Source organism: Streptomyces sp. BBFR51 (assembly GCF_044591655.1).
Taxonomy (GTDB): Bacteria; Actinomycetota; Actinomycetes; order Streptomycetales; family Streptomycetaceae; genus Streptomyces.
Map to the genome: position 1 here is coordinate 4,475,308 of NZ_CP172448.1, position 26,262 is coordinate 4,501,569.

A 26,262-nucleotide genomic window follows, 5' to 3' on the forward strand; every position below is an offset into this window, starting at 1 on the left:
CTACCGTCATCAAGTCAAGTCAGCCCGGAGTTTCCTGCCTCCCGTCGTACACAGGGACGATCAGGTGCTCGACGCCTGACCGGCGGGGAGTGTGCGTGGAATGGGGAGGGCCCCCGGCGTCGTGCCGGGGGCCCTTGCCACTGAGGCCACTGAAGGCGCTGTGGTCGGCTAGAACGTGCCCAGCTTCACGATCGACAGCAGGGCGATCAGCTGGATCGCGGATGCGCCGAGCGCCTTCGGCCAGGGCAGGTCGTGGGAGCGGCTGACCATCAGGGTGAGCAGGGCGCCGGCCGCGACCCAGGTGGCCCAGCCGAGGACCTGGACGAAGGACGCGTCGCCGCCGAGGAACAGGGCGAAGAGCAGGCGGGGCGCGTCCGTGATGGACATGATCAGCATGGAGAGGCCGACCGTGGGCTGCCAGGCGCCGTCGCCGCCCAGCTGGCGGGCCAGGGTGTGGGTGACCACGCCCAGGACGAAGGAGCTCAGCACCATCGCGACCGCCGTGGTCAGGACGATCGGGATCGCGTTCGAGAGGGTGGCGTTGATCGCCTCCTCGCGGGCGCCGTCGAAGCCGAAGACCGCCAGCAGGCCGTAGAGGAACGTCACGATGAGCGCCGGGGCCCACATCGCGTAGTCCCGCATCTGGAGGAAGGTCTGGTTGGGCGCGAGCACGATGCCCCTCAGCAGGTCCTTCCAGTGCAGGCGGGGGCCGACCGGGCCGGGCGCGGGTGCGGAACCGGCGCGGTAGGTGTCGCCCTGGTTGTAGGGGTCGTCGACCGTGAACGCCTGGGTGTGGCCCGGGTTGTTGGCCGCGTACGGGTCGTACGGGGCCTGCTGGGGATGTCCGCCGTGGCCGTAGCCGCCGTCGCCGAAGTACTCCGGTTCACCGTGCCCGCCGCCGTGCGCCTGCGGCCACGGGGATCCGCCGGGGCCGGGACCGGGGGCACCACCTCCGTACGGCTGCTGCGGGTACGGCTGCTGAGGCGTCGCGGGACCGCCGTACGACGGTCCCTGGGGCGCCTGCTGTCCGTACGGAGGGTGTTGCGGTCGCGCGTTGGGAGCGCCGTTGTTCCGGCCGCGTCCGATCCTGAATCCAGCCACGCCTTCGAACGTACCTGGTCCCGGAGAGTGACGTGCGGGGCCCGGCCATTCGGAGGGTCCTTTGCGGCCGAGCTGTGACATCCCTTACGGGTGGTCCCCGAGGCCTCCCTGACGTCTCCCTGACGTCTCCCCGGCGGGGCTCCGCGCCGGTCTGCCCGCCGGTCCGTCCGCCGGTCCCCCACGGGTCTCCCGCGGAGCCTCTACGAGGTCAGGAAGTCCGACGTCGAGAACGTGACCGCGGCCTCCGCCGACACCAGCGCCTTCGCCGCGCCCCGGTGGACCTCGACCGCGTCCTTCGTGTCGCCCTGGTACGTCCGCACCACCAGGTCCGCCAGGCCGTCGCCGTCGAAGTCCCCGGCCGTCAGCACCCGCGTCGTCCCCGTCGCCTCGGGCGTCACGGTGACCGTGCCCCGCGTCGTGGGGCCCGTCGTACGGCCGGGGAAGACGCGCACGCCGGAGCCGCTGGAGACCAGTTCGTTCCGGCCGTCCCCGTCGAAGTCGGCGGCGTCGAGCATCGAGCCGGGGGTGTCGAGGGTGCCGCGTGCCGCGGTGGGGAGGTCGTAGCGCATCGCCGTGCCGTCCAGGGTGCCGACGGCCGCGTCCAGCGCCTTGCCCTTGCCGAAGGCGCCGAGGGCGACGTCGATGCCGGTGGGGAGCGTGACCCCGGTGCGGGTCGGGCCGTCCGGGCCGCCCAGGACGACGGCCGCCTTGCCGGGGCCGGCGGAGGTGCGGACGACCAGGTCGTCGTACCCGTCGCGGTTCACGTCGGCGGCGGGGCCGGTCGGCGCCTCGCCGGGGGAGGGGACGGGCGCGCCGGCCTCGTGCGGTGCGCCCTTGCGGGTGAAGGGGCCGCGCAGATAGCTGAGGCGGCCGGCCGAGGCGTGGACGACCAGGTCCTCGGCGCCGTCGCCGTCGAAGTCGCCGCACACCGGACGCTCGGGCCAGTCGTTGCCGTAGCGGGCCTTGGCGGGGACGGTCAGCGGGACCGCGCGGTCGGCCGGTCCCGACGGGGAGCCGAAGAGGAGCTGGAGGGGGACCGGAGGCCGGCCCTGGCCGTCGTAGGGCGGGTCGGTGGTGACCACCAGGTCGGTGAAGCCGTCGCCGTCGAGGTCGCAGCTCGCCTCGGCCTCGAAGACGGCCGGCAACTGTCCGTCGGTGGGGGCCGCGAACTTCTTCGGGGTGAGCAACTGCCGGGCACCGGGGACCAGTCCGCGGGAGGAGCCGTAGACGATGCCGATGCCGGCGTCGTCCGCGTGGCTCTGCGCCTTGACCAGGTCGTCGAGGACGAGGTCGCGGTGGCCGTCGCCGTTGAAGTCGTCGGCGACCTCGCTGCCCTTGCCGTGCGGGACGGGGAGCTGGGCGGGGGCCTGGGCGGCGCGTACGGGGGTGGGGGCGGTGTCCTTGGTGGCCTGCGCCGGGCCGTGGCCGCAGGCGGCGAGCAGCAGCAGGCAGCCGACGGCGGCTGTGCCGGTCAGGGTGCTGTGTCTCGGGCGCACCGTTCACCTCGTCCGTATCAACCCGTATCACCGACAACGACCGAGTAATGATGCACGTGTTCGACATACGGCGACACCCCCGGGTTCGCACGGAACCCGGGGGTGTCGGTCGGGGAGTGGCCGGAGAGGGGCTACTTCACCGGCTCCGGCGTCGGCTCGCTCTCCGTCTCGGGCTCACCGGCGGGGTCGGCCGGGGTCCTGACGGAGTCCAGCAGGAGCTGGGCGACGTCGACGACCTGGATCGACTCCTTGGCCTTGCCGTCGTTCTTCTTGCCGTTGACCGAGTCGGTGAGCATCACCAGACAGAACGGGCAGGCCGTGGACACGATGTCGGGGTTGACCGACAGCGCCTCGTCGACGCGCTCGTTGTTGATGCGCTTGCCGATCCGCTCCTCCATCCACATCCGCGCGCCGCCGGCGCCGCAGCAGAAGCCGCGCTCCTTGTGGCGGTGCATCTCCTCGTTCCTCACGCCCGGGACGGCGGCGATGATCTCGCGCGGAGGCGTGTAGATCTTGTTGTGGCGGCCCAGGTAGCACGGGTCGTGGTAGGTGATGATGCCCTCGACCGGGGTGACCGGGAGCAGCTTGCCCTCGTCGACCAGGTGCTGGAGCAGCTGGGTGTGGTGGATGACCTCGTAGTCGCCGCCGAGCTGCGGGTACTCGTTGCCGAGGGTGTTGAGGCAGTGCGGGCAGGTGGCGACGATCTTCTTGGCCGACTTGGGCTTCGCCGACTCGGGCACCACCTTGCCGTCGTCGTCCATCTCCTCGCCGAAGGCGGCGTTGAGGGACATGACGTTCTCCATGCCGAGCTCCTGGAACAGCGGCTCGTTGCCGAGCCTGCGCGCCGAGTCGCCCGTGCACTTCTCGTCGCCGCCCATGATCGCGAACTTGACGCCCGCGATGTGGAGCAGCTCGGCGAAGGCCTTGGTGGTCTTCTTGGCGCGGTCCTCCAGGGCGCCGGCGCAGCCGACCCAGTAGAGGTACTCGACCTCGGTGAGGTCCTCGATGTCCTTGCCGACGACCGGGACCTCGAAGTCCAGCTCCTTGAGCCACTCCAGGCGCTGCTTCTTCGCCAGGCCCCAGGGGTTGCCCTTCTTCTCCAGGTTCTTGAGCATCGTGCCCGCCTCGGACGGGAACGCCGACTCGATCATCACCTGGTAGCGGCGCATGTCGACGATGTGGTCGACGTGCTCGATGTCGACGGGGCACTGCTCGACGCAGGCGCCGCAGGTGGTGCAGGACCACAGGACGTCGGGGTCGATGACGCCGTTCTCTTCGAGGGTGCCGATCAGGGGGCGCTCGGCCTCGGCGAGGGCGGCCGCGGGCACGTCCGCCAGCTGCTCGGCGGACGCCTTCTCCTCGCCCTCCATGGTCTTGCCGCCGCCGGCCAGCAGGTAGGGGGCCTTGGCGTGCGCGTGGTCGCGCAGGGACATGATCAGGAGCTTGGGGGAGAGCGGCTTGCCGGTGTTCCAGGCGGGGCACTGCGACTGGCAGCGGCCGCACTCGGTGCAGGTGGAGAAGTCCAGCAGGCCCTTCCAGGAGAACTGCTCGACCTGGGAGACGCCGAAGACGTCGTCGTCGCCCGGGTCGGTGAAGTCGATCGGCTCGCCGCCGGACGTCATCGGCAGCAGGGCGCCCAGCGCGGTGCCGCCCTTCGCGTCGCGCTTGAACCAGATGTTCGGGAAGGCGAGGAAGCGGTGCCAGGCGACGCCCATGTCGGTCTTCAGGGCGACCGTGATCATCCAGATGAAGGACGTGGCGATCTTCAGGCCGGCGAAGAGGTAGACGAGGTTCTGGAGCGTGGAGAGGTCCACGTCCCGCAGCGCGGAGACGACCGGGTACGAGATGAAGAACGACGCCTCGTAGCCGTCCACGTGGTGGAGGGCGCCCTCCAGCGCGTGCAGCATGAAGATGCAGACGCCGACGATGAGGATGACGGCCTCGACGAAGTACGCCTGGCCGAAGTTGGAGCCGGCGAAGCGGGACTTGCGGCCCGGCTTGTTCGGCTTGCTCACCTGGCGGATCGCGATCAGGACGAGGATGCCGATCACCGTCATGGTGCCGATGAACTCGACGAAGACGTTGTACGGGGCCCAGTCGCCGATGACCGGCAGGATCCAGTCGGCCTGGAAGAGCTGGCCGATCGCGTTGACGATCGTCAGCAGCAGGGAGAAGAAGCCCACCGCCACGAACCAGTGCGCCACCCCGACGATGCCCCAGCGGTTCATCCGGGTGTGGCCGAGGAACTCCCTGACCACGGTGACGGTGCGGTCCACGGGGTCGTTGGTCCGTGTTCCGGCCGGTACGGGCTGGCCCAGCCGCATGTAGTTGAAGATCTGCAGGACGGCGCGGCCGAACAGTGCGACGCCGACCACGATCAGGACCAGCGACACGATGATCGCGGCGAGTTGCATTTGGGGCTCCTCGGGCCTGCGAGGTTTCGAGGGGGGCGGTATTACTAAGCGGTAACTTATTCAGTTCGTCTGAGAGTACCCCCATCCTCCGCCGCACTGTAGCCGGACGTGCGGTGATCTGCGTCGCTGAGGCAACCCTGACCGCGCCTGGCCCCATGCGCCGCGTTGGCCACCTGACGCCACGCCGGTCCGGACGCGCGATTCGTCGCAAAACGTGATATTCGGCATAGCTTGTGTCCGTGCTCTACGGGATCGCCGCCGCCACCGCCTCCTTCCTCCTCACCGTCCTCCTCGCCGCGCTGCTGAGGGGGCCCGCCCTGCGTCTGGGCCTCGTCGACCGGCGCCGGCAGCGGCCCGTCCCGCTGGTCGGCGGTGTGGCCGTCGCCCTCGTCACGGGACTGGTCGCGTGGGCCGGGGACCGGTCCGGCGTCGTGCCGCTCGGTGCGTCGACCGGTCGGCTGCTCGTGGCCGCGGCCGCCGTCGGCGCCCTCGGTCTGGCCGCCGACGTCTGGCGGCTGCGGCGCCGGTGGCTCCTCGCCGGTACGGCCGTCGCGGCGGCGTGCGTGGTGCCGTACGGCGAGACCGGACCGGTGGCCGGGGCGCTCGCCGTGGGCTGGATCGCGCTGTTCACCGCCGCCTTCCGGGGGCTCGACCACGCCGACGGGGTGGCCGGCACGGTGGGTGTCGTGACCGCCTTCGGGGTCGGCGCCTGCGCCGCGGTGGAGCTGATGGACGGGCCCGCGGTGCTGCTGCTCGCGCTGGCCGCCGCGCTCGCCGGGTTCCTGCTGCACAACCGGCATCCCGCGCGGATCGCGCTCGGCGCGTGCGGGTCGCTCTTCACGGGCTTCCTGCTCGCCGGGGTCGCCGTGTTCACCCGGGCGGGGTACGAGCCCGGCGGCGGCGTGGGAGTGCTGTTCGCGCTGACCGCCGTGGCGGTCGCCGACGCCGTCCTCGTGCTCCTCTCGCGCCGGCTGGCCGGACGGTCCCCGCTGCGCGGCGGACCCGACCATCTCGCGCACCGGCTGCGGCGGCTCGGGCTCACCGCGCAGGGCGCGGTGGTCGTGCTCGGCGGGGCCGCGTTCTGCGCGGTGCTCGTGGGTGTGCTCGCGCACACCGGCCGGGTGGGCGGTCCTGCGGTGTGGTGGGTGGCGGGCGGGGCGCTCGCCGGGGTCCTCGGGTTGTTGCGGGTACGGGTCTACGGGCCCCGGCGGGCAGCGGTGGCGCGGGCCCCGGTGGTGCGAGGCCCGGTGGTGCGAGCCCCGGGGGTGCGAGCCCCGGTCCACCGGCCCCGTGAGGAGTCCCAGGCGCCTCGCGGGGCAACCGGAACCCCGGACACGGCGTCCTTTCGAGGGGCGATTTTTCCGGTTCGTCAGGCCAGGGGTTCCGAGAACGAGCAGGTCAGGGCTCCGTTGCGTGTAAGGAACGGATAAGAGTTGAGTCTGCTCGACTCACCTCTGTTGACCCATCGCCGGGCGTCATGCACACTTGAGCCTGTTCCACTCAAGTCAGCTGGAGGTTATTCACCATGGCACGTGCGGTCGGCATCGACCTGGGCACGACTAACTCCGTCGTCAGCGTTCTGGAGGGCGGCGAGCCCACCGTCATCACCAACGCCGAGGGCGCCAGGACCACGCCGTCCGTCGTCGCCTTCGCCAAGAACGGCGAGGTGCTCGTCGGCGAGGTGGCCAAGCGCCAGGCGGTCACGAACGTCGACAGGACCATCCGCTCGGTCAAGCGCCACATGGGCACCGACTGGAAGGTCAACCTGGACGGCAAGGACTTCAACCCGCAGCAGATCAGCGCCTTCGTGCTGCAGAAGCTGAAGCGGGACGCCGAGTCCTACCTGGGCGAGAAGGTGACCGACGCGGTCATCACCGTTCCGGCGTACTTCAACGACGCCGAGCGCCAGGCCACCAAGGAGGCCGGTGAGATCGCGGGCCTCAACGTCCTGCGCATCGTCAACGAGCCGACCGCCGCCGCGCTGGCGTACGGCCTGGACAAGGACGAGCAGGTCATCCTGGTCTTCGACCTCGGTGGCGGTACGTTCGACGTCTCGCTGCTCGAGATCGGCGACGGCGTCGTCGAGGTGAAGGCCACCAACGGTGACAACAACCTCGGTGGTGACGACTGGGACCAGCGCGTCGTCGACTACCTGGTCAAGCAGTTCCAGTCCGGCCACGGCGTGGACCTCGGCAAGGACAAGATGGCGCTCCAGCGCCTGCGCGAGGCCGCCGAGAAGGCCAAGATCGAGCTGTCCTCGTCCACCGAGACCTCGATCAACCTGCCCTACATCACGGCGTCCGCCGAGGGCCCGCTGCACCTGGACGAGAAGCTCACCCGCGCCCAGTTCCAGCAGCTGACGTCCGACCTGCTGGAGCGCTGCAAGACGCCGTTCCACAACGTCATCAAGGACGCCGGCATCCAGCTGTCCGAGATCGACCACGTCGTTCTCGTCGGCGGCTCCACCCGTATGCCCGCCGTCGCCGAGCTCGTCAAGGAGCTGACCGGCGGCAAGGACGCCAACAAGGGCGTCAACCCGGACGAGGTCGTCGCCATCGGCGCCGCCCTGCAGGCCGGTGTCCTCAAGGGCGAGGTCAAGGACGTCCTGCTCCTCGACGTCACCCCGCTGTCCCTCGGCATCGAGACCAAGGGCGGCATCATGACCAAGCTGATCGAGCGGAACACGACGATCCCGACGAAGCGTTCGGAGATCTTCACCACCGCCGAGGACAACCAGCCCTCCGTGCAGATCCAGGTCTACCAGGGCGAGCGCGAGATCGCGGCGTACAACAAGAAGCTCGGGATGTTCGAGCTGACCGGTCTGCCGCCGGCGCCCCGCGGCGTCCCGCAGATCGAGGTCGCCTTCGACATCGACGCCAACGGCATCATGCACGTGACCGCGAAGGACCTGGGCACGGGCAAGGAGCAGAAGATGACCGTCACCGGCGGCTCCTCGCTGCCGAAGGACGAGGTCGACCGGATGCGCCAGGAGGCCGAGAAGTACGCGGAGGAGGACCACGCCCGCCGCGAGGCCGCCGAGTCCCGCAACCAGGGCGAGCAGCTCGTCTACCAGACGGAGAAGTTCCTCAAGGACAACGAGGACAAGGTCCCCGGCGAGATCAAGACCGAGGTCGAGGAGTCCGTCGCCGAGCTGAAGGAGAAGCTCAAGGGCGAGGACACCGCCGAGATCCGCACCGCCACGGAGAAGGTCGCCGCCGTCTCGCAGAAGCTGGGCCAGGCCATGTACGCCGACGCGGCGGCCGGTCAGGCCGCCGGCGGCGAGGCCCCGGGCGCCGACGCGGGTGCCGGTGCCGACGGCAAGGGTGCCGACGACGACGTCGTCGACGCCGAGATCGTGGACGACGAGCGCAAGGACGGTGCCGCGTGACGGAGGAGACCCCGGGTTTTGACGAGAAGCCCGACGTCCCCTCCGGCGCCACCCCTGACGACGCCGAGCCGAAGGCCGCCTCCGAAGAGGGGGCGGCCCCGGCCGGGGACGCGAACGAGAACGCGGGCCTGGTGGCCCAGCTGGATCAGGTGCGCATGGCGCTCGGCGAGCGCACGGCGGACCTCCAGCGACTCCAGGCCGAGTACCAGAACTACCGCCGCCGGGTCGAGCGGGACCGCGTCGCGGTCAAGGAGGTCGCCATCGCGAACCTCCTGTCCGAGCTGCTTCCCGTGGTCGACGACATCGGCCGCGCCCGGGAACACGGCGAACTCGTCGGCGGCTTCAAGTCCGTCGCGGAGTCGCTGGAGACGGTCATGGCCAAGATGGGCCTCCAGCAGTTCGGCAAGGAGGGCGAGCCCTTCGACCCGACGATCCACGAGGCCCTGATGCACTCCTACGCACCGGACGTCACCGAGACGACCTGCGTGGCGATCCTGCAGCCCGGGTACCGGATCGGCGAGCGCACCATCCGCCCCGCGCGGGTGGCGGTCGCCGAGCCGCAGCCGGGTGCGCAGCCGGTCAAGCCGGCCGAGGAGAGCACCGAGGCCCAGGCCGACTCCGCCGACGACGCCGGGAACGCCGGGAGCAAGGAGAGCGGTGGCCCGGAGGAGGGCTGACGTCAACACGGAAGTCGGGAAGGAGGGACGTCGGGGATGAGCACCAAGGACTTCATCGAGAAGGACTACTACAAGGTCCTCGGCGTCCCCAAGGACGCCACCGAGGCCGAGATCAAGAAGGCGTACCGGAAGCTCGCCCGCGAGTACCACCCGGACGCCAACAAGGGGAACGTCAAGGCGGAGGAGCGCTTCAAGGAGATCTCCGAGGCCAACGACATCCTCGGTGACCCCAAGAAGCGCAAGGAGTACGACGAGGCGCGCGCCCTGTTCGGCAACGGCGGGTTCCGTCCGGGGCCGGGCGCGGGCGGCGGCGGCAGCTTCAACTTCGACCTGGGCGACCTCTTCGGAGGCGGCGCCCAGGGCGGCGGAGGCCAGGGCGGCCCCGGCGGCTTCGGCGGCGGACTCGGAGACGTCTTCGGGGGCCTGTTCAACCGCACCGGCGGCGGCCCCGGCACCGGCACGCGCACGCAGCCGCGGCGCGGCCAGGACATCGAGTCCGAGGTCACCCTGAGCTTCACGGAGGCCATCGAGGGCGCCACCGTCCCGCTGCGGATGTCCTCGCAGGCGCCCTGCAAGGCCTGTTCCGGCACCGGCGACAAGAACGGCACGCCGCGCGTGTGCCCGACCTGCGTCGGCACCGGCCAGGTCGCCCGGGGCTCGGGCGGCGGCTTCTCGCTGACCGACCCGTGCCCGGACTGCAAGGGCCGCGGTCTGATCGCCGAGGACCCCTGCGAGGTCTGCAAGGGCTCCGGACGCGCCAAGTCCTCGCGGACGATGCAGGTCCGTATTCCCGCCGGTGTCTCGGACGGGCAGCGCATCCGGCTGCGCGGCAAGGGCACGCCCGGCGAGCGGGGCGGTCCGGCGGGCGACCTGTACGTGGTCGTGCACGTCAAGGACCACCCCGTCTTCGGGCGCAGGGGCGACAACCTCACCGTCACCGTCCCGGTCACCTACACCGAGGCGGCCCTCGGCGGCGAGGTCCGGGTCCCCACCCTGGGCGGTCCGCCCGTCACGCTGAAGCTGCCGGCGGGCACGCCCAACGGCCGCACCATGCGGGCCAGGGGCAAGGGCGCGGTCCGCAAGGACGGCTCCCGCGGCGACCTTCTGGTCACCGTGGAGGTGAGTGTTCCGAAGGACCTGACGGGGAAGGCTCGTGACGCACTGGAGGCGTATCGCGAGGCGACCGCGGACGAGGATCCGCGGGCGGAGTTGTTCCAGGCCGCGAAGGGAGCTTGATGGGGATGGACGGTCGTCGACGCAACCCGTATGAACTGACCGAGGACACCCCGGTCTACGTCATCTCGGTGGCGGCCCAGCTCTCCGGCCTGCACCCGCAGACCCTGCGTCAGTACGACCGCCTCGGCCTGGTCTCCCCGGACCGCACGGCCGGCCGCGGCCGGCGCTACTCGGCCCGCGACATCGAACTGCTCCGGCAGGTCCAGCAGTTGTCGCAGGACGAGGGCATCAACCTGGCCGGAATCAAGCGCATCATCGAACTGGAGAACCAGGTCGCGGCCCTCCAGGCCCGGGCGGCCGAGCTGGCCGACGCCCTGGACGGCGCGGCGACGGCGATGCGCCAGCGCGAGGCGGCGGTGCACGCGTCGTACCGCCGTGACCTGGTCCCTTACCAAGAGGTACAGCAGACCAGCGCCCTGGTGGTGTGGCGGCCCAAGCGCCACGGCCAGTCCTCGGACTGACAGGCGGCGCAAGCGGCACAAGGGAAAGCGGCATGGACAGCCCCGGAGACCGACTCGGCCTCCGGGGCTTGTTCGCAACGTTGCTGTCTCATTGGTCTAGTACTTCTTGACGATTTGGTGAAGACAGCGTTGGCTTCGTTCACCTGGGTCACCCACAACACCCGTGTGTCGGAAGGTAAGCGCAGTGAGCAGCCGTGCCCGTCGTATCGCCATATCCGTGGCCGCGTCCCTGATGACCTTCTCGCTGGCCTCCTGTGGTGTGCTGGGCGCGTCGGAGAGCAGCGACGAAGCCAGTCCGACCAAGGGCAACGACATCACTGTCGGCCTGCTGCTCCCGGAGAAGGAGAACACGCGCTACGAGCAGTTCGACTACCCCTTCTTCAAGGCGAAGGTCGGCGACCTCACGCGCGACGAGGGCAACGTCAAGTACGCCAACGCCGAGGCCAGCGCCACCAAGCAGGCCGAGCAGATGCAGCAGATGATCGACGACAAGGTCGACGTGATCGTCCTGGACGCGGTCGACGCGCACGCCATCGCGGACGGGGTACAGAAGGCCAAGGACGCCGGCGTCCCCGTCATCGCGTACGACCGGCTGGCCGAGGGCCCGATCGACGCCTACATCTCCTTCGACAACGAGCTGGTCGGCGAGGTCCAGGGCCGCTCCCTCATCGAGGCACTGGGTGACAAGTCGTCCGGCACCGACAAGATCGTCATGATGAACGGCTCGTCCACCGACCCGAACGCCAAGCAGTTCAAGGCGGGCGCGCTGTCGGAGCTGAACGGCAAGGTGACGATCGCGCAGTCCTTCGACACCAAGGACTGGAAGCCGGAGAACGCCGAGGCGAACATGACCGAGGCGATCGAGAAGATCGGCAAGGACGACATCGCGGGCGTCTACTCCGCCAACGACGGTATGGCGGGCGGCATCATCAAGGCCCTCGAGGACGCCGACGTCACCGACCTGCCGCCGATCACCGGTCAGGACGCGGAACTCTCGGCGGTCCAGCGCATCGTCACCGGCGAGCAGTACATGAGCGTGTACAAGTCCTACCCGCAGGAGGCCGAGAACGCCGCGGAGATGGCCGTGGCGCGGGTCCAGGGCCGGGACATCCAGTTCGACGCGCTCGCCCGCGACAAGGTCGACAGCCCCACTCACAAGGGCGTCCCCGCGCAGTTGGTCCCCGTCGTCGCCCTCACCAAGAGCAACATCGAGGAGACCGTCGTCACGGACGGCTTCTACAAGGTCACCGACATCTGCACCGCCAAGTACGCGGCGGACTGCGCGGAGCTGGGGCTGAAGTAGTCCCGGTGCGGTCCCGGTTCCACCACCCGGGCATTCCGGTCGCAACCGACTCATTCCGTCCCTCCTTCCGGACGGAGCCTTGTTGCGGAGCCGGTCCCGGCCGCGCATAGTTGCGCTGCGGAAGAGCCGGAACCGGGGGTGGGATGGGCGATGGCCGGGCACGGGGCTCAGGAGCATCCACACGGGGCCGACCGGCTGTGCGGGGCCGGGGACCGCGTGTACTCCCGGGCCGTACGGCGCGGCCGGGTGCCGCGCCGCGACGCCGAGCCGGTCCCCTGCCTCCTTGAACTGGCCCTGCTGCACCCCGACCCCGACGACATGGACTGGCTGGTGCCGACCTCCCCGCAGGAGGTCATGACGCGGCTGCTGCGCGGCGTCCACGACGAGGTCAGCGCCAGTCAGCGGCGGGTGGGCTCGGCCGTGGAGGCCTTCGAGTGGTACGCGGGCCTCGGCCGGCTGATCCAGACCCCGGCCGGCACGGAGGGCACGGCGATCCGGGTCCTGGACGGGCTGTCCCGCATCCAGGCCGCCATGGACGAGGCGACCCAGGCCTGCACCACGGAGGTGCTCACCGTCCAGCCCGGCGGCATCCGGCGCGAGCACGAGCTGTCGGAGGGGCTGCACCGGGCGCTGGCGCTGCGCGGGCGCGGGGTGCGGATGCGGGACCTGTACACGCACGTCGCCCGGCACGGGCAGGGCCTGCTCAACTACCTGGAGCTGATGGGCGACGCGGTGGAGGCCCGCACCCTCGACGAGGTCATCGACCGCCTCATCCTCTTCGACCGCACGGTCGCCTTCATCCCCGCCAACACCGACCGCACGATGGCCCTGGAACTGCGCCACCCCGCGCTGGTCGCCTACCTGGTCACGGTCTTCGAACGCCTCTGGCGCCTCGCCATCCCCCTGACCGCCCCCCTCCCCGACACCGGCATCGAGGGCATCTCCCACCGCGAGCAGTCCATCGCGGCGCTCCTCGCGGAGGGCCACCAGGACGCGGTGATCGCGGAACGCCTCGGCATCAGCGTCCGCACGGCCCGCGCGCACATCGCCCGGCTCTCGGAGACCCTGGGCGCGGCGAGCCGCACGCAGTTGGGCGTCCGCATAGCCCAGGCCGGCCTGGACGGCTCCCCGCGCCGTGCTCCGTCCCCGGTCATCCTTCCTGACCGAGAATCCCCGACTGCCCGATGAGGTAGCCGAGCTGAGCCCGGCTCTCGCTGCCGAGGGTGGCGGCGAGTTTGGCGATGTGGACGCGTGCGGTGCGGACGTTCATGCCGAGGCGGTCGGCGATGTCGGAGTCGGTGTGGCCCTCGACGAGGAGGGAGGCGATGGTGCGTTGGCGCGGGGTGACGCCGTTCAGGGACGGTCGTTGGGCCGCCTGCGGATGCATCGGTGTGGCGAGCCGCCAGAGACGCTCGAAGGTGGTCACGAAATAGCTGATGAGGGCGGGGTGCCGGACTTCGAGGGCGAGCGTGCGGTCGGCGCTGGCCGGGATGAAGGAGACCCGGCGGTCGACGACGATGAGGCGGTCGGTCACCTCGTCCAGGGAGCGCGCCTCGGCGTCCCCGCGCAGCTGCTCGTAGCGGGCGCGGACCAGCGGCAGGTGACGCTGCGTGTGCTGGTAGAGGGTGCGGATCCGCCCACCGCGGTCGAGCATGTCCTGATCGCGTCGCAAGGACAGGTCCTGGGACTGTCGTCCGCGCTGGTCGCCGTAGTGGACGTTGGGCTGGATGCACAGCAGTTCGTTGGCGGCGTCCGCCATCGCGTCGCTGATGGCTTCGTTGATCTGCGGGATGCCGCTGAGGACGCGTACGGCCGCGGCGTCGGCACCGGCCGTGCGCCGACCGTCCACCCGCATCAACGGTCCAAACGTCGCGGACAGTCGGGCTTCCCGCCGTCTCTCCTCCGCGACGCGCTGGGCCGAGGCGTCCAGCATCTGGTGCAGGGCGACGGCCGGGGCCACGGGCTCCAGCCAGTCGAGGTCGCCTATGGACGGCTGGAGCAGTCCGTAGGCAGTCAGACAGGGCGTCGCGGCGGCTTCCAGGGCGGACACCCGGCCCTCGCGCAGGGCCTGTGTGTAAAGCGCCGTGCCGGTGGCACAGAGGTCCTCCGGTCCGTGTTCGAGGTGCGGCTCGTGAGGCTCCCCTGTCACGGGCCGCCCCCGTCGGTGACTCCCTGGTGTTCCTGTTCCTGTTCCTGTTCCTGTTCCAGGATCCCGGACTGGGCGATGAGGTAGCCCAGTTGTGCGCGACTGCCGCTGCCCAGTGCGGACGCCAGTTTGGCGATGTGCGCACGACACGTCCGGACATTCATGCCCAGGCGCCGGGCGATCGCCTCGTCCACGTGGCCTTCGACCAGGAGCTTGGCTATGGAGTGCTGGATGTCGGTGATGCCGTCGGGTGCGGTCTCGTAGGGGGCGCCGGCGGTGAGTGGCACAGCTCGACCCCAGATGAATTCGAACACCTTGATCAGATAGCGGACCAGGCCCGGGTGACGAATCTCCAGGGCGACCTGTCGGTCGTCGCGGATGGGTATGAAGGCCACGGTCTCGTCGCAGATGATCAGCCGTTCGACGAGCTCGTCGATGGTGCGGTACTCGGCCTTCCCGTTCGGGAACTGGTCCACATAGGCCATGCGCTCGGGGCTGTACCGTGCCGTGTGCTGGTAGAGGGTTCGGATCCGCACGCCACGCTCTATGAGCGTTCTGTCGCGTTCCAGCCCCTCGATGAGTCTGCGTTCAGGATGCCGGGCGCTCGGCTGGACCGTGAGCATCTCGATCACGCACTGGTCCGTGGCCAGGTCGAGGGCCGCGTTGATGCGGTCCAGACCTTCCAGCACGGTGATCGAGTGGGTTGGCGCCGCCCCCTGCGCGCTGAGGGCCATAAAGGGTTCGAAGGCCGCAGCGAGCTCGATCGAGGTGCGCCTGCGCTCGGATATCTCGTGCTCGATGGGATTCAGCCGCCGGGCGAGGGCGACTGCCGGAGACACGGGTAGGAGCCAGTTGGCGTCGTCGGGGTCCGGGTGCAGGAGCGCGAACTCCATCAGGCAGGGGACGGGATCCGCCTCGCCGCGAGCAATACGTCCGATGCGCAGTGCGTTCGCGTAGAGGCGTGCCCCCTCCTCACACAGTTCAGTAACTGCATGGGGATGTATCGCTTTGGTCTGATTTGCTGGCAAATCTCCACCCCCCAGGGTCCTGAACGTGCAGGAACATGATGCACCGATTGTGTGGCCATGACGTGCCTATATGAGCCATCGTCTTATCCGACGGGGGAAGAGGGGACCTTCAAGTGAGGACGAAGCTGGCTATGTCTAAGAGAATGCTTCGCTCGGTGCTTGTCGCCGCCTTCTCCGCCGTTGTGGCCATCGGTACTCTGAGTGGCCTTTCCGTGGCGAAGGGTGACGCGCGAGCGGACAGCGTCTGGTCACTCACGGCAGAGACTGCTACGCCTGCCGACGCGGACGGGGAAGCTCTCACGGACGACAGTGTGTGGTCTTGACATGACGACACCACCTGATGACCGCTCCTTCCGTCGTGAAATGGCCACCGCCTACCGCTCCGGCTGGCACTTCATCGACCTGGTCACCGCGATACCGCACGCCGGTGACTCGCTGATGGTGACCGTCTTCGGCGAGCCGGTCGTCGTCACGCTGGACGAGGACGGTGACGTGCGGGCGTACCGGTGTCTGCGGCGACCTCGGGGGGCGCCGCAGCCGGTGCGGTGCGCCATCCGGTACGGAATGATTTTTGTGAACCTGGATCAGAGGGACCACCGGCTCGTACAGCCGGAGATCCCCGAAGTGAGGACCATCTCGGCCACCCCCCGCAGCGCCTGACGCGATTCCCCCGTCGTAACAAATCGCTCAGGTGCTTCCCCCCGGCAGCGGCGTCACCGTGACCTGAACACGGTGACGCCGCTGTCGCATGTGCGGACATCTCGCGACAGTGGCCGGTTCCACGGCTGGCCGAAAAGGTACTCGTGGGACGTGCCCCGCCTCCTTGTGCGATCACCCTGGCGTCTCTGAGGGGAGACGTGTGCCATCCACCTTGAGTGGAATCGACTCAACTTTGTGTACACTAAATGAGTCAGCACTGACGCGAGGAGGAGAGCCAGAACGTGGACGCCGAGCTGACCAACCGGAGCCGGGACGCGATCAACGCGGCCAGCAACCGGGCCGTGACCGAGGGAAACGCCGACCTCACCCCCGCCCACCTGCTCCTGGCGCTGCTCCAGGGGCAGGACAACGAGAACATCGTCGACCTGCTCGCCGCCGTCGAGGCCGACCTCGCCGCCGTGCGCACCGGCGCCGAGCGCATCGTCGCCGGGCTGCCGAGCGTGACGGGGTCCACCGTCGCGCCCCCGCAACCCAGCCGTGAGATGCTCGCCGTGGTCGCCGACGCCCAGGCCCGCGCCAAGGAACTCGGGGACGAGTACCTCTCCACCGAGCACCTGCTCCTCGGCATCGCCGCGAAGGGCGGCGCGACCGGTGAGGTACTGGAGGGGCAGGGAGCCAGTGCGAAGAAGCTGCAGGAGGCCTTCCGCAAGGCGAGGGGAGGGCGACGCGTGACCACCGCCGACCCCGAGGGCCAGTACAAGGCCCTGGAGAAGTTCGGCACCGACCTCACCGCCGCCGCGCGGGACGGGAAGCTCGACCCCGTCATCGGGCGGGACCAGGAGATCCGGCGCGTGGTCCAGGTGCTCAGCCGGCGGACCAAGAACAACCCCGTGCTCATCGGCGAGCCCGGCGTCGGCAAGACCGCCGTCGTCGAGGGGCTCGCCCAGCGGATCATCAAGGGGGACGTGCCCGAGTCGCTGAAGGACAAGCGGCTGGTGGCGCTCGACCTGGGCGCGATGGTCGCCGGGGCCAAGTACCGCGGTGAGTTCGAGGAGCGGCTGAAGACCGTCCTCGCCGAGATCAAGGACTCCGACGGGCAGATCGTCACCTTCATCGACGAGCTGCACACCGTCGTCGGCGCCGGCGCCGGCGGGGACTCCGCCATGGACGCCGGGAACATGCTCAAGCCCATGCTGGCGCGCGGCGAGCTGCGCATGGTGGGTGCGACGACCCTCGACGAGTACCGGGAGCGGATCGAGAAGGACCCCGCCCTGGAGCGGCGCTTCCAGCAGGTGCTGGTCGCCGAGCCGACCGTCGAGGACTCGATCGCGATCCTGCGCGGGCTCAAGGGCCGCTACGAGGCCCACCACAAGGTGCAGATCGCCGACAGCGCCCTGGTGGCCGCCGCCACCCTCTCCGACCGGTACATCACCTCCCGCTTCCTGCCCGACAAGGCCATCGACCTCGTCGACGAGGCGGCCTCCCGGCTGCGCATGGAGATCGACTCGTCCCCCGTCGAGATCGACGAACTCCAGCGCGCCGTCGACCGGCTGAAGATGGAGGAGCTGGCGATCGGCAAGGAGACCGACGCGGCCTCGCTCGAACGCCTGGAGCGGCTGCGGCGCGACCTCGCCGACAAGGAGGAGGAGCTGCGCGGCCTCAACGCCCGCTGGGAGAAGGAGAAGCAGTCCCTCAACCGGGTCGGTGAGCTGAAGGAAAAGCTCGACGAACTGCGCGGGCAGGCCGAGCGCGCCCAGCGCGACGGCGACTTCGACACCGCCAGCAAACTGCTGTACGGCGAGATCCCCACCCTGGAGCGGGACCTGGAGGCCGCCTCCGAGGCCGAGGAGGAGGTCGCCAGGGACACCATGGTCAAGGAGGAGGTCGGCGCCGACGACATCGCGGACGTCGTCGCCTCCTGGACCGGCATCCCCGCCGGCCGCCTGCTGGAGGGCGAGACGCAGAAGCTGCTGCGCATGGAGGACGAGCTGGGCAAGCGGCTCATCGGGCAGGGCCAGGCCGTACGGGCCGTGTCCGACGCCGTACGGCGCAGCAGGGCCGGGATCGCCGACCCCGACCGGCCGACCGGGTCGTTCCTCTTCCTGGGCCCCACCGGCGTCGGCAAGACCGAGCTGGCCAAGGCGCTCGCCGACTTCCTCTTCGACGACGAGCGGGCCATGGTCCGCATCGACATGTCGGAGTACAGCGAGAAGCACAGCGTCGCGCGGCTCGTCGGTGCCCCGCCCGGGTACGTCGGGTACGAGGAGGGCGGGCAGCTCACCGAGGCGGTGCGGCGGCGTCCGTACACCGTCGTGCTGCTCGACGAGGTCGAGAAGGCGCACCCGGAGGTCTTCGACATCCTGCTCCAGGTGCTGGACGACGGCCGGCTCACCGACGGGCAGGGCCGCACCGTCGACTTCCGCAACACCATCCTGGTCCTCACCTCCAACCTGGGCAGCCAGTACCTGGTCGACCCGACGACCGGCGAGGCGGAGAAGAAGCAGCAGGTCCTGGAGGTGGTCCGGACCTCCTTCAAGCCGGAGTTCCTCAACCGGCTCGACGACCTGGTGGTCTTCTCGGCGCTCAGCAAGGAGGAGCTGAGCCGGATCGCGCGGCTCCAGATCAACGGTCTGGCCCGGCGCCTCGCCGAACGCCGCCTCACCCTGGAGGTCACCGACGAGGCCCTGGCCTGGCTCGCGGAGGAGGGCAACGACCCGGCGTACGGCGCCCGCCCGCTGCGCCGCCTCGTCCAGACCGCGATCGGCGACCGGCTCGCCCGGGAGATCCTGTCCGGCGAGATCAAGGACGGCGACACGGTCCGCGTGGACCGCTTCGGCGAAAACCTGATCGTCGGCCCGGCGACCGGCAAGACGCTGTAGTCGGCCCCCTCGGCACCGGGGGTGATTGGACGATTTTGTCCCGGGTGACACGCCGGTTATGCGGCGTGTCACCCGGGACAAACCGTCCAATCGCTGGTGCACGTCTCCCCGAGCGGGTACCCGACCGGCCGGATCAAGTCAGCCCAGGGCTGACAGGGCCCCGGCGGGCTTGCCACGCCCCTCCCTGCATGGGGGAGGATGGCCAGAATCCGTACGAAGGGAAATTCACGGTGAGCATCGACCCGTCCTCGATTCCGAACTTCGGGGGCAAGCAGCCCGAGCCGCAGCCCCAAGGACCGGCGGGCCCCGTCGTCCCGGATCAGGATCTTGTGAAGCAGCTCCTCGAACAGATGGAGCTGAAGTACGTCGTCGACGACGAGGGCGACCTCGCGGCGCCGTGGGAGCAGTTCCGTACGTACTTCATGTTCCGCGGCGAGGGTGACCAGCAGGTCTTCTCGGTGCGGACGTTCTACGACCGGCCCCACCAGATCGACGAGAAGCCCCAGCTGCTGGAGTCGATCGACGACTGGAACCGGCGCACGCTGTGGCCCAAGGTGTACTCCCACACCCACGACGACGGCACGGTCCGCCTGATCGGCGAGGCGCAGATGCTGATCGGCATGGGCGTCAGCCTGGAGCACTTCGTCTCCTCGACGGTCAGCTGGGTGCGGGCCGCCATCGAGTTCGACCGGTGGCTCGTGGAGCAGCTCGGTCTGGAGCAGGAGGTCAACGAGTCGGAGAAGCCGACGGACGAGGACGGCGAGTAGTCCGCCCCCGCGGCACGATCCAGCGGAGCCCGGCCCCCGGCGTCACGGGGTGCCGGGCTCTCGCCGTTCCGGTGAGGCGTCCGGGCGAGGCGTCCGGCGAGGCGCTCCGGCGAGGCGCTCAGCCCGCCAGCGTCTTCAGGCGCCCCACCGCCTCCTCCAGGACCGAGGTCCGCTTGCAGAAGGCGAACCGGACGAAGGGCGCGCCCGCCTCCCGGTGGTCGTAGAAGACCGCGTTGGGGACGGCGACGACCCCGGCGCGCTGCGGCAGGGAGCGGCAGAAGGCGAAGCCGTCGCTCTCGCCGAGCGGACGGATGTCGGTGGTGACGAAGTACGTCCCCGCGGGCCGGTACACGCCGAAGCCCGCCTCCGCCAGCCCCGCCGCCAGCAGGTCCCGCTTGCCCTCCATGTCCTCCCGGTAGGCGGCGAAGTACGAGTCGGGCAGCGCGAGGGCGTCGGCGACCGCGTACTGGAAGGGGCCGGAGGCCACGTACGTCAGGTACTGCTTGGCCGAGCGGACCGCCGTGACCAGGGCGGGCGCGGCGGTGACCCAGCCGACCTTCCAGCCGGTGAACGAGAACGTCTTGCCGGCCGACCCGATGGTCACCGTGCGCTCGCGCATCCCCGGGAAGGACGCCAGGGGGATGTGCTCGGCCGTGCCGAAGACCAGGTGCTCGTAGACCTCGTCGGTCACCACCAGCAGGTCCCGCTCCACGGCCAGCTCGGCGATCGCGGCCAGTTCCTCGCGGGTCAGGACCGTGCCCGTCGGGTTGTGCGGGGTGTTCAGCAGCAGCAGGCGGGTACGGTCGGTGACCGCGTCGCGCAGCTCGTCGAGGTCCAGCCGGAAGCAGGCCTCCCCGGCCTCCCCGGCCTCACTGCCCTCCCCCTCCGCCGGGTGCGGGCGCAGGGTCACCGGTACGCGCGTGCCGCCCGCCATCGCGATGCAGGCCGCGTACGAGTCGTAGTACGGCTCCAGCGCGACGACCTCGTCGCCGGGCTCCAGCAGGGCCAGCAGGGAGGCGGCGATGGCCTCCGTGGCGCCCGCGGTGACCAGGACCTCGGTGTCGGGGTCGTAGGACAGGCCGTAGCGGCGCCGCTGGTGGTCGGCGACGGCGGCGCGCAGCTCGGGGACGCCGGGGCCCGGCGGGTACTGGTTGCCGCGCCCGTCGCGCAGCGCCCGTACGGCGGCCTCCCGGACCTCCTCGGGGCCGTCGGTGTCCGGGAAGCCCTGGCCCAGGTTGATCGCCCCGGTCGTCACCGCCAGGGCGGACATCTCGGCGAAGATCGTCGTCCCGAACTCCGCGAGCCGGCGGTTCAGGAGGGGGCGGGCGCTGGAGCTCATGGAGGTCATGGCGGCCATCCTGCGCCGAAGCTCTGGACTTCCTCAACTCTGCTTTGGTCCGTGGCGGCAAGGGGCATCTCCCGTTCACGCAACGAGCTTCACGACGTGATCCATACGCAGCGAGGCATCCGACGGGGGATTGCTTCGGGGGACATTCCGGGCCTGCGCCCGGATACGGAAGGAGGGTGGAGCCATGGTCACAGGCATCATCCTGTTCGTGATCGCAGCCCTGGTGATCAGGGTGTTCGTGGTGGGCCGGCGTGCCTCCCGCACCGTCGGGACGACGCGGCGCGGGCGCGGCTCGCTCTGGTCGAGCACGGGCGGGGGCGGCGGCAGCGGCGGTGGCAGCGGCAGCTGGTGGACGGGGGACGGCGGGGGCTCGTCCTCGGGCGGCCACCACTCGGGCCACTCCTGTGGTGGCGGCTCGTCCTGCGGAGGCGGGTCGTCCTGCGGGGGAGGGGGCGGCGGCGGATGCGGTGGTGGAGGCGGCGGCTGACACGGGGCAGCTGAGCTCCAGCCAGGGGGAACCGCATCCCCGTCACGGGGCCCACTCCTGGGACCGGGCCCCGAGTCCCCACACGAGCGCCCGCCGGGGCAGTACACCCGGTGGGCGCTCCCACGCACCGGCGCACTCCGCGCGGGCGGGGTGTGCGCCCTGGTTGAACAGTTGAGCTGTGCAGCCCCCTGAGGGATGGAAACGCCACGAAGTTGGGTAAAAACGCTGTGGCGGCGCCATAGTTCATGATTCCCTCTCCATCACCAACGCAGCTCCTCGGACGACCTGTTGACCCCCCTCCTGACCGGCCGACTGGGCTGAGCGGGCCGCATCCCCGGCCGTGGCCGGGATGCGCAGGCCCCACACCTTCCTCTCCTTGTGTGCTTGCGGAGCCGATCCATGCTCACGACCCTGAAAACCGCCTACACCGACACACGCGCCGCCGACCTGGCCTGGGCCCTGGGGCGCGAGCCGCTGCCCGCGCTCGCCTGCCTCGATGTCGAACTGAAGGACGCGAAACTGCAGTTGAGACTCCTGGGCGCCTCCCATCAAGTCCTGCTCGAGGAGGAGCGGGGCAGCTGTTCGGAGACGGTGGCGTGCATCCCCGGCAGCAGCACCCCCCTTCCGCTGGGCGTCGCCAAGCGGGTGGGCGACTGGGAGTACGAGTTCGCCGCCCGCGTCGAGGTGCTGACACCCGGCTCCTTCGCCGGCCGTGCCCAGGAACTGCTGGCCCTCGTCTCCGACCACCCGCACGGACTGGCCGGCGTCTTCCCCGGCAGCCCGCACGCCTTCACCGCGCTGCTGGCCCAGCGGCACGAGGGGCAGGTGCACTGGCGGACCTGGCACGCCTACCCGCAGGACGGCCAGTTGGTCGCGACCCGGACCCGGGTGGGCGTCCGGGTACCGGCGCCCCAGCTCAGCGCGTCGGTGGGGTGAGCAGGTCGGCGCCGGATAAACCTGCGGCGCCCAACAGGACGCCTGTTTCACACGTGTGGGTGACGAAGCGCAGCGCGGGAGTGACGTAACGTCACTCCGTGATCGAACCGCACGCCCCCGCACCGCCCGGCTCTCCGCCGTCCTGGGGCGGCTCCTGCGGCCCCGGGGCTCCCGCGCGGCTGCCCGTCCGGCCGGCCGTCGGGCGGTTCCTGGTGCTGGCGGGCGTGTTCGTCTGCGCGGCCTGCGGGCTCGTGTACGAACTCGAACTCGTCGCGCTCGCCTCGTACCTGATCGGCGACTCGGTCACGCAGGCGTCCGTGGTCCTGTCCGTCATGGTCTTCGCGATGGGCATCGGCTCGCTCGCCGCCAAACGGCTGCGTCGCCTCGCCGCGGCCGGCTTCGGCGCGCTCGAGGCCGTCCTCGGCCTCGTCGGCGGCTCCAGCGCGATGGTCCTGTACGCCGTCTTCGCCTGGACCGGCGGCTGGGGCGGGCTGTGGGCCGACGGCCCGCGCATCCTGCTGGTCGCCTTCTCCCTCGCCATCGGCGTGCTGATCGGCGCCGAGGTGCCGCTGCTCATGGAGCTGATCCAGCGCGTCCGCCGGCAGGACCCGGGCGGTGCGGTCGCCGACCTGTTCGCCGCGGACTACGTCGGCGCGCTCGTCGGCGGCCTCGCCTTCCCCTTCGTGCTGCTGCCCTTCCTCGGCCAGCTCACCGGTGCGCTGCTCACCGGCACCGTCAACGCCGTCGTCGGCGCCGCCCTCGTCCTCGGCCTGTTCCGGCGCGACCTGACCCGGCGGGCCCGCTGGCTGCTGCTGACCGCCAACGCCGTCGTCCTCGCCCTGCTCGGCACGGCGACCGTCCTCGCCGACGACTTCGAACGCGCCGCCCGGCACGCCGTGTACGGGCACGACGTCCGCGTCGCCGTCCAGACCGACGTGCAGGAGGTGGTCCTCACCGGCGACCGCGACGGGCGGCCCCTCGACCTGTTCCTGGACGGACGGCTGCGGGTCAGCGGCAGCGACGAACGGCAGTACCACGAGGCGCTGGTGCTCCCCGCCCTGAGCGGCCCGCACGCGCGCGTGCTGATCCTCGGCGGCGGCGACGGCCTCGCCGCGCGGGAGGTGCTGCGCCACCCCGGCGTGCGCCGCGTCGACGTCGTCGAACTCGACCCCGCGCTGGCCGGGCTGGCCCGGCACGACCCCGGCCTGTCCACCCTCAACGAGCACGCCTACGGCGACGCGCGCGTCCACGTCGCCACGGGCGACGCCTTCCACCGGCTGCGCTCGACGCCCTCCGCGACGTACGACGTGGTGATCTCGGACCTGCCCGACCCGGGCATCACGGCCAGCACCAAGCTGTACTCGCAGGAGTTCTACGGCCTGCTGCGCCGGGTGCTCGCGCCCGAGGGGCGACTGGTGGTCCACGCGGGGCCGGTCGCCGCCCGCCCCCGGGACTTCTGGACGGTGGCCGCCACGCTCCGCGCGGCCGGCCTGCCCCCCGTCGCCTACCGCGTCGGCGCACGCGACGCCGGCTCCGCACCGGGCCCCGACCGCACGGCCGCCGCCCGCCGCGCCCCCGGCGACTGGGGCTTCCTGCTGGCCGCCCGTACGCCCCCCGCCCTGCGCCTCGACCCGGCGGCCCCCCGCCCGCACACCCTCACACCCGGGTCCCTGGCCCAGGACGCGCGCGCGGCGTCCCGCACCCGGATCGACGGGCTGCCCCCCTCGACGCTGGTGCACCCCCGGTACTGAGCCCGGGCGGGGCGCCGCGACAGCGATCCTGCGCGTCCCCCGTGCGGCGGCCGGCCCGACCCTCCCCCGGGTACGGGACGGGCCGCCGCATCCCCCTGCGGATCGCTCGCACCGAGAACCTACGGCCGCACCGCCCGTGCCGGAATCCAGCGGTCGGTGGAGACCGGACCCAACCCGGCGCGGTAGACGCCCGGTTCCTGCAACTTCGGCGGTACGGCGAAAGGAGGACGCCGCCACCCGGCCGGCGGACCTACGCTGCGGCAATGCGCCTGCACCCCCTGGCGGCCGACGGCCTGATCGCCGCGGCTCTGACGACCGTGGCCGTGCTGCTCGGAACCGAGGCCGTCGCCCAGGGGTGGCCCGCGCTCGACCCGCTCGCCTGGACACTCGTCGCCCTGCTGACCCTCCCCCTCGTCCTGCGCACCCGCGCCTCCGTCACCGTCTGCCTCGCCGTCCACGCCTGCTGGGCGCTCTACGTCACCCTCGACTACTGGCCCGTGGTCGGCTCCTTCGGCCCGATGCTCGCCGTCTACACCGTCGCCTCCCTGCGCCCCACCCGCACCGCCGCCGCCTGCGCCGCCCTGCTCGCCGGGGTCTGGATCTACGCCGGGGTACTCAGCGGCACCGGGACGATGGCCTCCGTCGTGGGGCAGGCCGTGGGCTTCCCTCTGGTGCTGTGGCGGTTCGGCTACGTCGCCCGCAGGACCGCCGAACTCACCAGGCAGCTGCGCGCCGAACAGGCCGACCGGGCGCGGCGCGAGGTCGCCGAGGAACGGGTGCGGATCGCCCGCGAACTGCACGACGTGGTCGCCCACCACATCGCCGTCATCAACGTCCAGACCGGACTGGCCCGCTTCGTCTTCCACTCCGACGCCCGCACCGCACGCGAGGCCCTGGACACGGTCGAGGGCGCCAGCGGCGAGGCGCTGGCCGAACTCCGCCGCATGCTCGGCCTGTTGCGGGCCGACGGTGTCCAGGGCGCGGCCGGCGCCCCCGCTCCCGGCCTCGGCCAGCTCGACGAGATGGTCACCCGGGTGCGGGCCGGCGGCGTGCGCGTGGAGCTGCGCGTCACGGGCGCGCCGCGCCCCCTGCCCTCCGGCGTCCAGCTGTGCGTCTACCGCGTGGTGCAGGAGGCCCTCACCAACGTGCTCAAGCACGCGCCCGGCGCGGCGGCCGCCGTCGAACTCGCCTACCACGCGGGCGAGGTGACGGTGTCGGTGACCGACGACGGAGCGGCCGAGGGGGCGGATTCGGCCACAATCGCCGGGCGTGGCGGCCACGGCTTGATCGGGATGCGCGAGCGGGCCAAGCTTTACGGCGGGACGATGGTCGTCGGCCCGCGCAGCGAGGGGGGATTCGGCGTGCGCCTGACCCTGCCGACGCCGGTACAGACCGCACGCCGGGGAGACGCCGTCCCGGAATGACCGACGCAGACCGCCCGACGGACCGGCCGATACGCCTGCTCGTCGTCGACGACCAGTTCCTTGTCCGCAGCGGCCTCGCCGCACTGCTGCGCGCCGCCCCCGGCATGGAGGTCGTCGGCGAGGCGGCCGACGGCGCCGAGGCGGTGGTGCTGGCCGCGCGGACCCGGCCGGACGTCGTCCTGATGGACATCCGCATGCCCGGCATGACCGGCATCCAGGCCACCGAGCGGATCCTCGCCGAGGCGGTGGACCCCGCGCCCCGCGTCCTCGTCCTGACCACCTTCGACCTCGACGAGTACGTGTACGGCGCCCTGCGGGCCGGCGCCTCCGGCTTCCTGCTCAAGGACGCGGGCCCGGAGCGGATGCTGGCCGCGGTCACCGCGGTGCACGGCGGCGACGCGCTGTTCGCCCCCGCGGTCACCCGGCGCCTGGTGGAGGCGTTCACGCGGATGCCGGACCCGGGGCGGGCGGCCCCGCCGGACGCCGGCCGGCCGCCCGCGCTGACGGCGCTGACCACCCGCGAGGGCGAGGTCCTGAGACTGGTGGCCCGCGGCCTGAGCAACGCCGAGGCCGCCGACCGCCTGTTCATCAGCGAGGCCACGGTGAAGACCCACCTCAACCGCACGATGAGCAAGCTGGGCCTGACCAGCAGGGCCCAGGCGGTGGTCGTGGCGTACGAGACGGGACTGGTGACGCCGGGGAGCGCGGGCGGCGGGTGACTTTGTGCCGACGGGGGGTGTTCCGGGCGCCCGCTGGGTAG

General features: G+C 71.1%; 21 protein-coding genes. 15 read left to right on the forward strand and 6 right to left on the reverse strand.

The genetic code is table 11. From position 1 onward, the window contains the following. Positions 1 to 168: 168 nt before the first annotated feature. The 3 genes from ACGH7X_RS20430 to ACGH7X_RS20440 form a co-directional block, all read right to left on the reverse strand. Positions 169 to 1,182, reverse strand: coding sequence for a YIP1 family protein (locus ACGH7X_RS20430; protein ID WP_399886838.1), 1,014 nt, complete (start codon positions 1,180 to 1,182; stop codon positions 169 to 171). A gap of 119 nt (positions 1,183 to 1,301) precedes the next feature. Continuing rightward, a complete protein-coding gene (locus tag ACGH7X_RS20435) occupies positions 1,302 to 2,597 on the reverse strand; it encodes an FG-GAP repeat domain-containing protein (RefSeq protein ID WP_399886839.1) in 1,296 nt (431 codons plus the stop codon). A gap of 131 nt (positions 2,598 to 2,728) precedes the next feature. Next, on the reverse strand, positions 2,729 to 5,011 hold the full coding sequence (locus ACGH7X_RS20440) for a (Fe-S)-binding protein (RefSeq protein WP_399886840.1): 2,283 nt from the start codon (positions 5,009 to 5,011) through the stop codon (positions 2,729 to 2,731). Positions 5,012 to 5,244: 233 nt separating this feature from the next. On the opposite strand from ACGH7X_RS20440, the gene ACGH7X_RS20445 reads away from it, so the two are divergent. The 7 genes from ACGH7X_RS20445 (at position 5,245) to ACGH7X_RS20475 (ending at position 13,264) form a co-directional block, all read left to right on the forward strand. Next, a complete protein-coding gene (locus ACGH7X_RS20445; RefSeq protein ID WP_399886841.1) occupies positions 5,245 to 6,441 on the forward strand; it encodes an MraY family glycosyltransferase in 1,197 nt (398 codons plus the stop codon). 95 nt (positions 6,442 to 6,536) lie between these two features. Beyond that, a complete protein-coding gene (gene dnaK / locus ACGH7X_RS20450) occupies positions 6,537 to 8,399 on the forward strand; it encodes a molecular chaperone DnaK (RefSeq protein WP_399886842.1) in 1,863 nt (620 codons plus the stop codon). Continuing rightward, positions 8,396 to 9,076: a nucleotide exchange factor GrpE gene (grpE, locus tag ACGH7X_RS20455; protein ID WP_399886843.1), complete on the forward strand. Its 681-nt coding sequence runs from the start codon at positions 8,396 to 8,398 to the stop codon at positions 9,074 to 9,076. The genes dnaK and grpE overlap by 4 nt, the downstream gene beginning before the upstream one ends. 36 nt (positions 9,077 to 9,112) lie before the next feature. Continuing rightward, positions 9,113 to 10,312 (forward strand): molecular chaperone DnaJ, encoded by a 1,200-nt coding sequence (dnaJ, locus tag ACGH7X_RS20460; RefSeq protein WP_399886844.1) that lies wholly within the window; start codon positions 9,113 to 9,115, stop codon positions 10,310 to 10,312. A gap of 5 nt (positions 10,313 to 10,317) precedes the next feature. Next, complete coding sequence (locus ACGH7X_RS20465) at positions 10,318 to 10,773, forward strand: heat shock protein transcriptional repressor HspR (protein WP_393508522.1); 456 nt, start codon at positions 10,318 to 10,320, stop codon at positions 10,771 to 10,773. Between the two features lie 184 nt (positions 10,774 to 10,957). Continuing rightward, positions 10,958 to 12,076, forward strand: coding sequence for a sugar ABC transporter substrate-binding protein (locus tag ACGH7X_RS20470; RefSeq protein WP_399886845.1), 1,119 nt, complete (start codon positions 10,958 to 10,960; stop codon positions 12,074 to 12,076). A gap of 150 nt (positions 12,077 to 12,226) precedes the next feature. Further along, positions 12,227 to 13,264: a LuxR C-terminal-related transcriptional regulator gene (locus ACGH7X_RS20475; protein WP_399886846.1), complete on the forward strand. Its 1,038-nt coding sequence runs from the start codon at positions 12,227 to 12,229 to the stop codon at positions 13,262 to 13,264. On the opposite strand, the gene ACGH7X_RS20480 is transcribed toward ACGH7X_RS20475, so the two are convergent. Together ACGH7X_RS20480 and ACGH7X_RS20485 are read right to left on the reverse strand one after the other, a co-directional pair. Next, complete coding sequence (locus ACGH7X_RS20480; RefSeq protein ID WP_399886847.1) at positions 13,227 to 14,225, reverse strand: LuxR C-terminal-related transcriptional regulator; 999 nt, start codon at positions 14,223 to 14,225, stop codon at positions 13,227 to 13,229. The two genes, ACGH7X_RS20475 and ACGH7X_RS20480, sit on opposite strands and share 38 nt — an antisense overlap. Next, positions 14,222 to 15,250 carry a helix-turn-helix transcriptional regulator gene (locus ACGH7X_RS20485; RefSeq protein ID WP_399886848.1) on the reverse strand — a complete coding sequence of 343 codons (1,029 nt, stop codon included), beginning with the start codon at positions 15,248 to 15,250 and terminating at the stop codon, positions 14,222 to 14,224. The genes ACGH7X_RS20480 and ACGH7X_RS20485 overlap by 4 nt, the downstream gene beginning before the upstream one ends. Before the next feature lie 324 nt (positions 15,251 to 15,574). On the opposite strand from ACGH7X_RS20485, the gene ACGH7X_RS20490 reads away from it, so the two are divergent. The 3 genes from ACGH7X_RS20490 to ACGH7X_RS20500 all read left to right on the forward strand — a co-directional run bounded on the left by ACGH7X_RS20490 (position 15,575) and on the right by ACGH7X_RS20500 (position 19,556). Further along, positions 15,575 to 15,910: a hypothetical protein gene (locus tag ACGH7X_RS20490; protein WP_399886849.1), complete on the forward strand. Its 336-nt coding sequence runs from the start codon at positions 15,575 to 15,577 to the stop codon at positions 15,908 to 15,910. A gap of 281 nt (positions 15,911 to 16,191) precedes the next feature. Next, positions 16,192 to 18,789 carry an ATP-dependent chaperone ClpB gene (gene clpB, locus ACGH7X_RS20495; protein WP_399886850.1) on the forward strand — a complete coding sequence of 866 codons (2,598 nt, stop codon included), beginning with the start codon at positions 16,192 to 16,194 and terminating at the stop codon, positions 18,787 to 18,789. Between the two features lie 230 nt (positions 18,790 to 19,019). Next, positions 19,020 to 19,556, forward strand: coding sequence for a YbjN domain-containing protein (locus tag ACGH7X_RS20500; RefSeq protein ID WP_217163570.1), 537 nt, complete (start codon positions 19,020 to 19,022; stop codon positions 19,554 to 19,556). A gap of 118 nt (positions 19,557 to 19,674) precedes the next feature. On the opposite strand, the gene ACGH7X_RS20505 is transcribed toward ACGH7X_RS20500, so the two are convergent. Continuing rightward, positions 19,675 to 20,904 carry a pyridoxal phosphate-dependent aminotransferase gene (locus tag ACGH7X_RS20505; protein ID WP_399886851.1) on the reverse strand — a complete coding sequence of 410 codons (1,230 nt, stop codon included), beginning with the start codon at positions 20,902 to 20,904 and terminating at the stop codon, positions 19,675 to 19,677. Positions 20,905 to 21,088: 184 nt separating this feature from the next. Between ACGH7X_RS20505 and ACGH7X_RS20510 the strand changes: the two genes are divergently transcribed. The 5 genes from ACGH7X_RS20510 (at position 21,089) to ACGH7X_RS20530 (ending at position 26,221) form a co-directional block, all read left to right on the forward strand. Further along, a complete protein-coding gene (locus tag ACGH7X_RS20510) occupies positions 21,089 to 21,391 on the forward strand; it encodes a hypothetical protein (protein ID WP_399886852.1) in 303 nt (100 codons plus the stop codon). A 399-nt stretch (positions 21,392 to 21,790) separates the two neighbouring features. After that, positions 21,791 to 22,327, forward strand: coding sequence for a DUF2617 family protein (locus tag ACGH7X_RS20515; RefSeq protein ID WP_399886853.1), 537 nt, complete (start codon positions 21,791 to 21,793; stop codon positions 22,325 to 22,327). Between the two features lie 98 nt (positions 22,328 to 22,425). Beyond that, positions 22,426 to 24,078: a polyamine aminopropyltransferase gene (locus ACGH7X_RS20520; RefSeq protein ID WP_399886854.1), complete on the forward strand. Its 1,653-nt coding sequence runs from the start codon at positions 22,426 to 22,428 to the stop codon at positions 24,076 to 24,078. A gap of 263 nt (positions 24,079 to 24,341) precedes the next feature. Beyond that, positions 24,342 to 25,502: a sensor histidine kinase gene (locus tag ACGH7X_RS20525; protein WP_399886855.1), complete on the forward strand. Its 1,161-nt coding sequence runs from the start codon at positions 24,342 to 24,344 to the stop codon at positions 25,500 to 25,502. Next, entirely contained in the window at positions 25,499 to 26,221 is a 723-nt protein-coding gene (locus ACGH7X_RS20530; protein WP_399886856.1) for a response regulator, read from the forward strand. Before ACGH7X_RS20525 ends, ACGH7X_RS20530 begins: the two co-directional genes overlap by 4 nt. Positions 26,222 to 26,262: the final 41 nt, after the last annotated feature.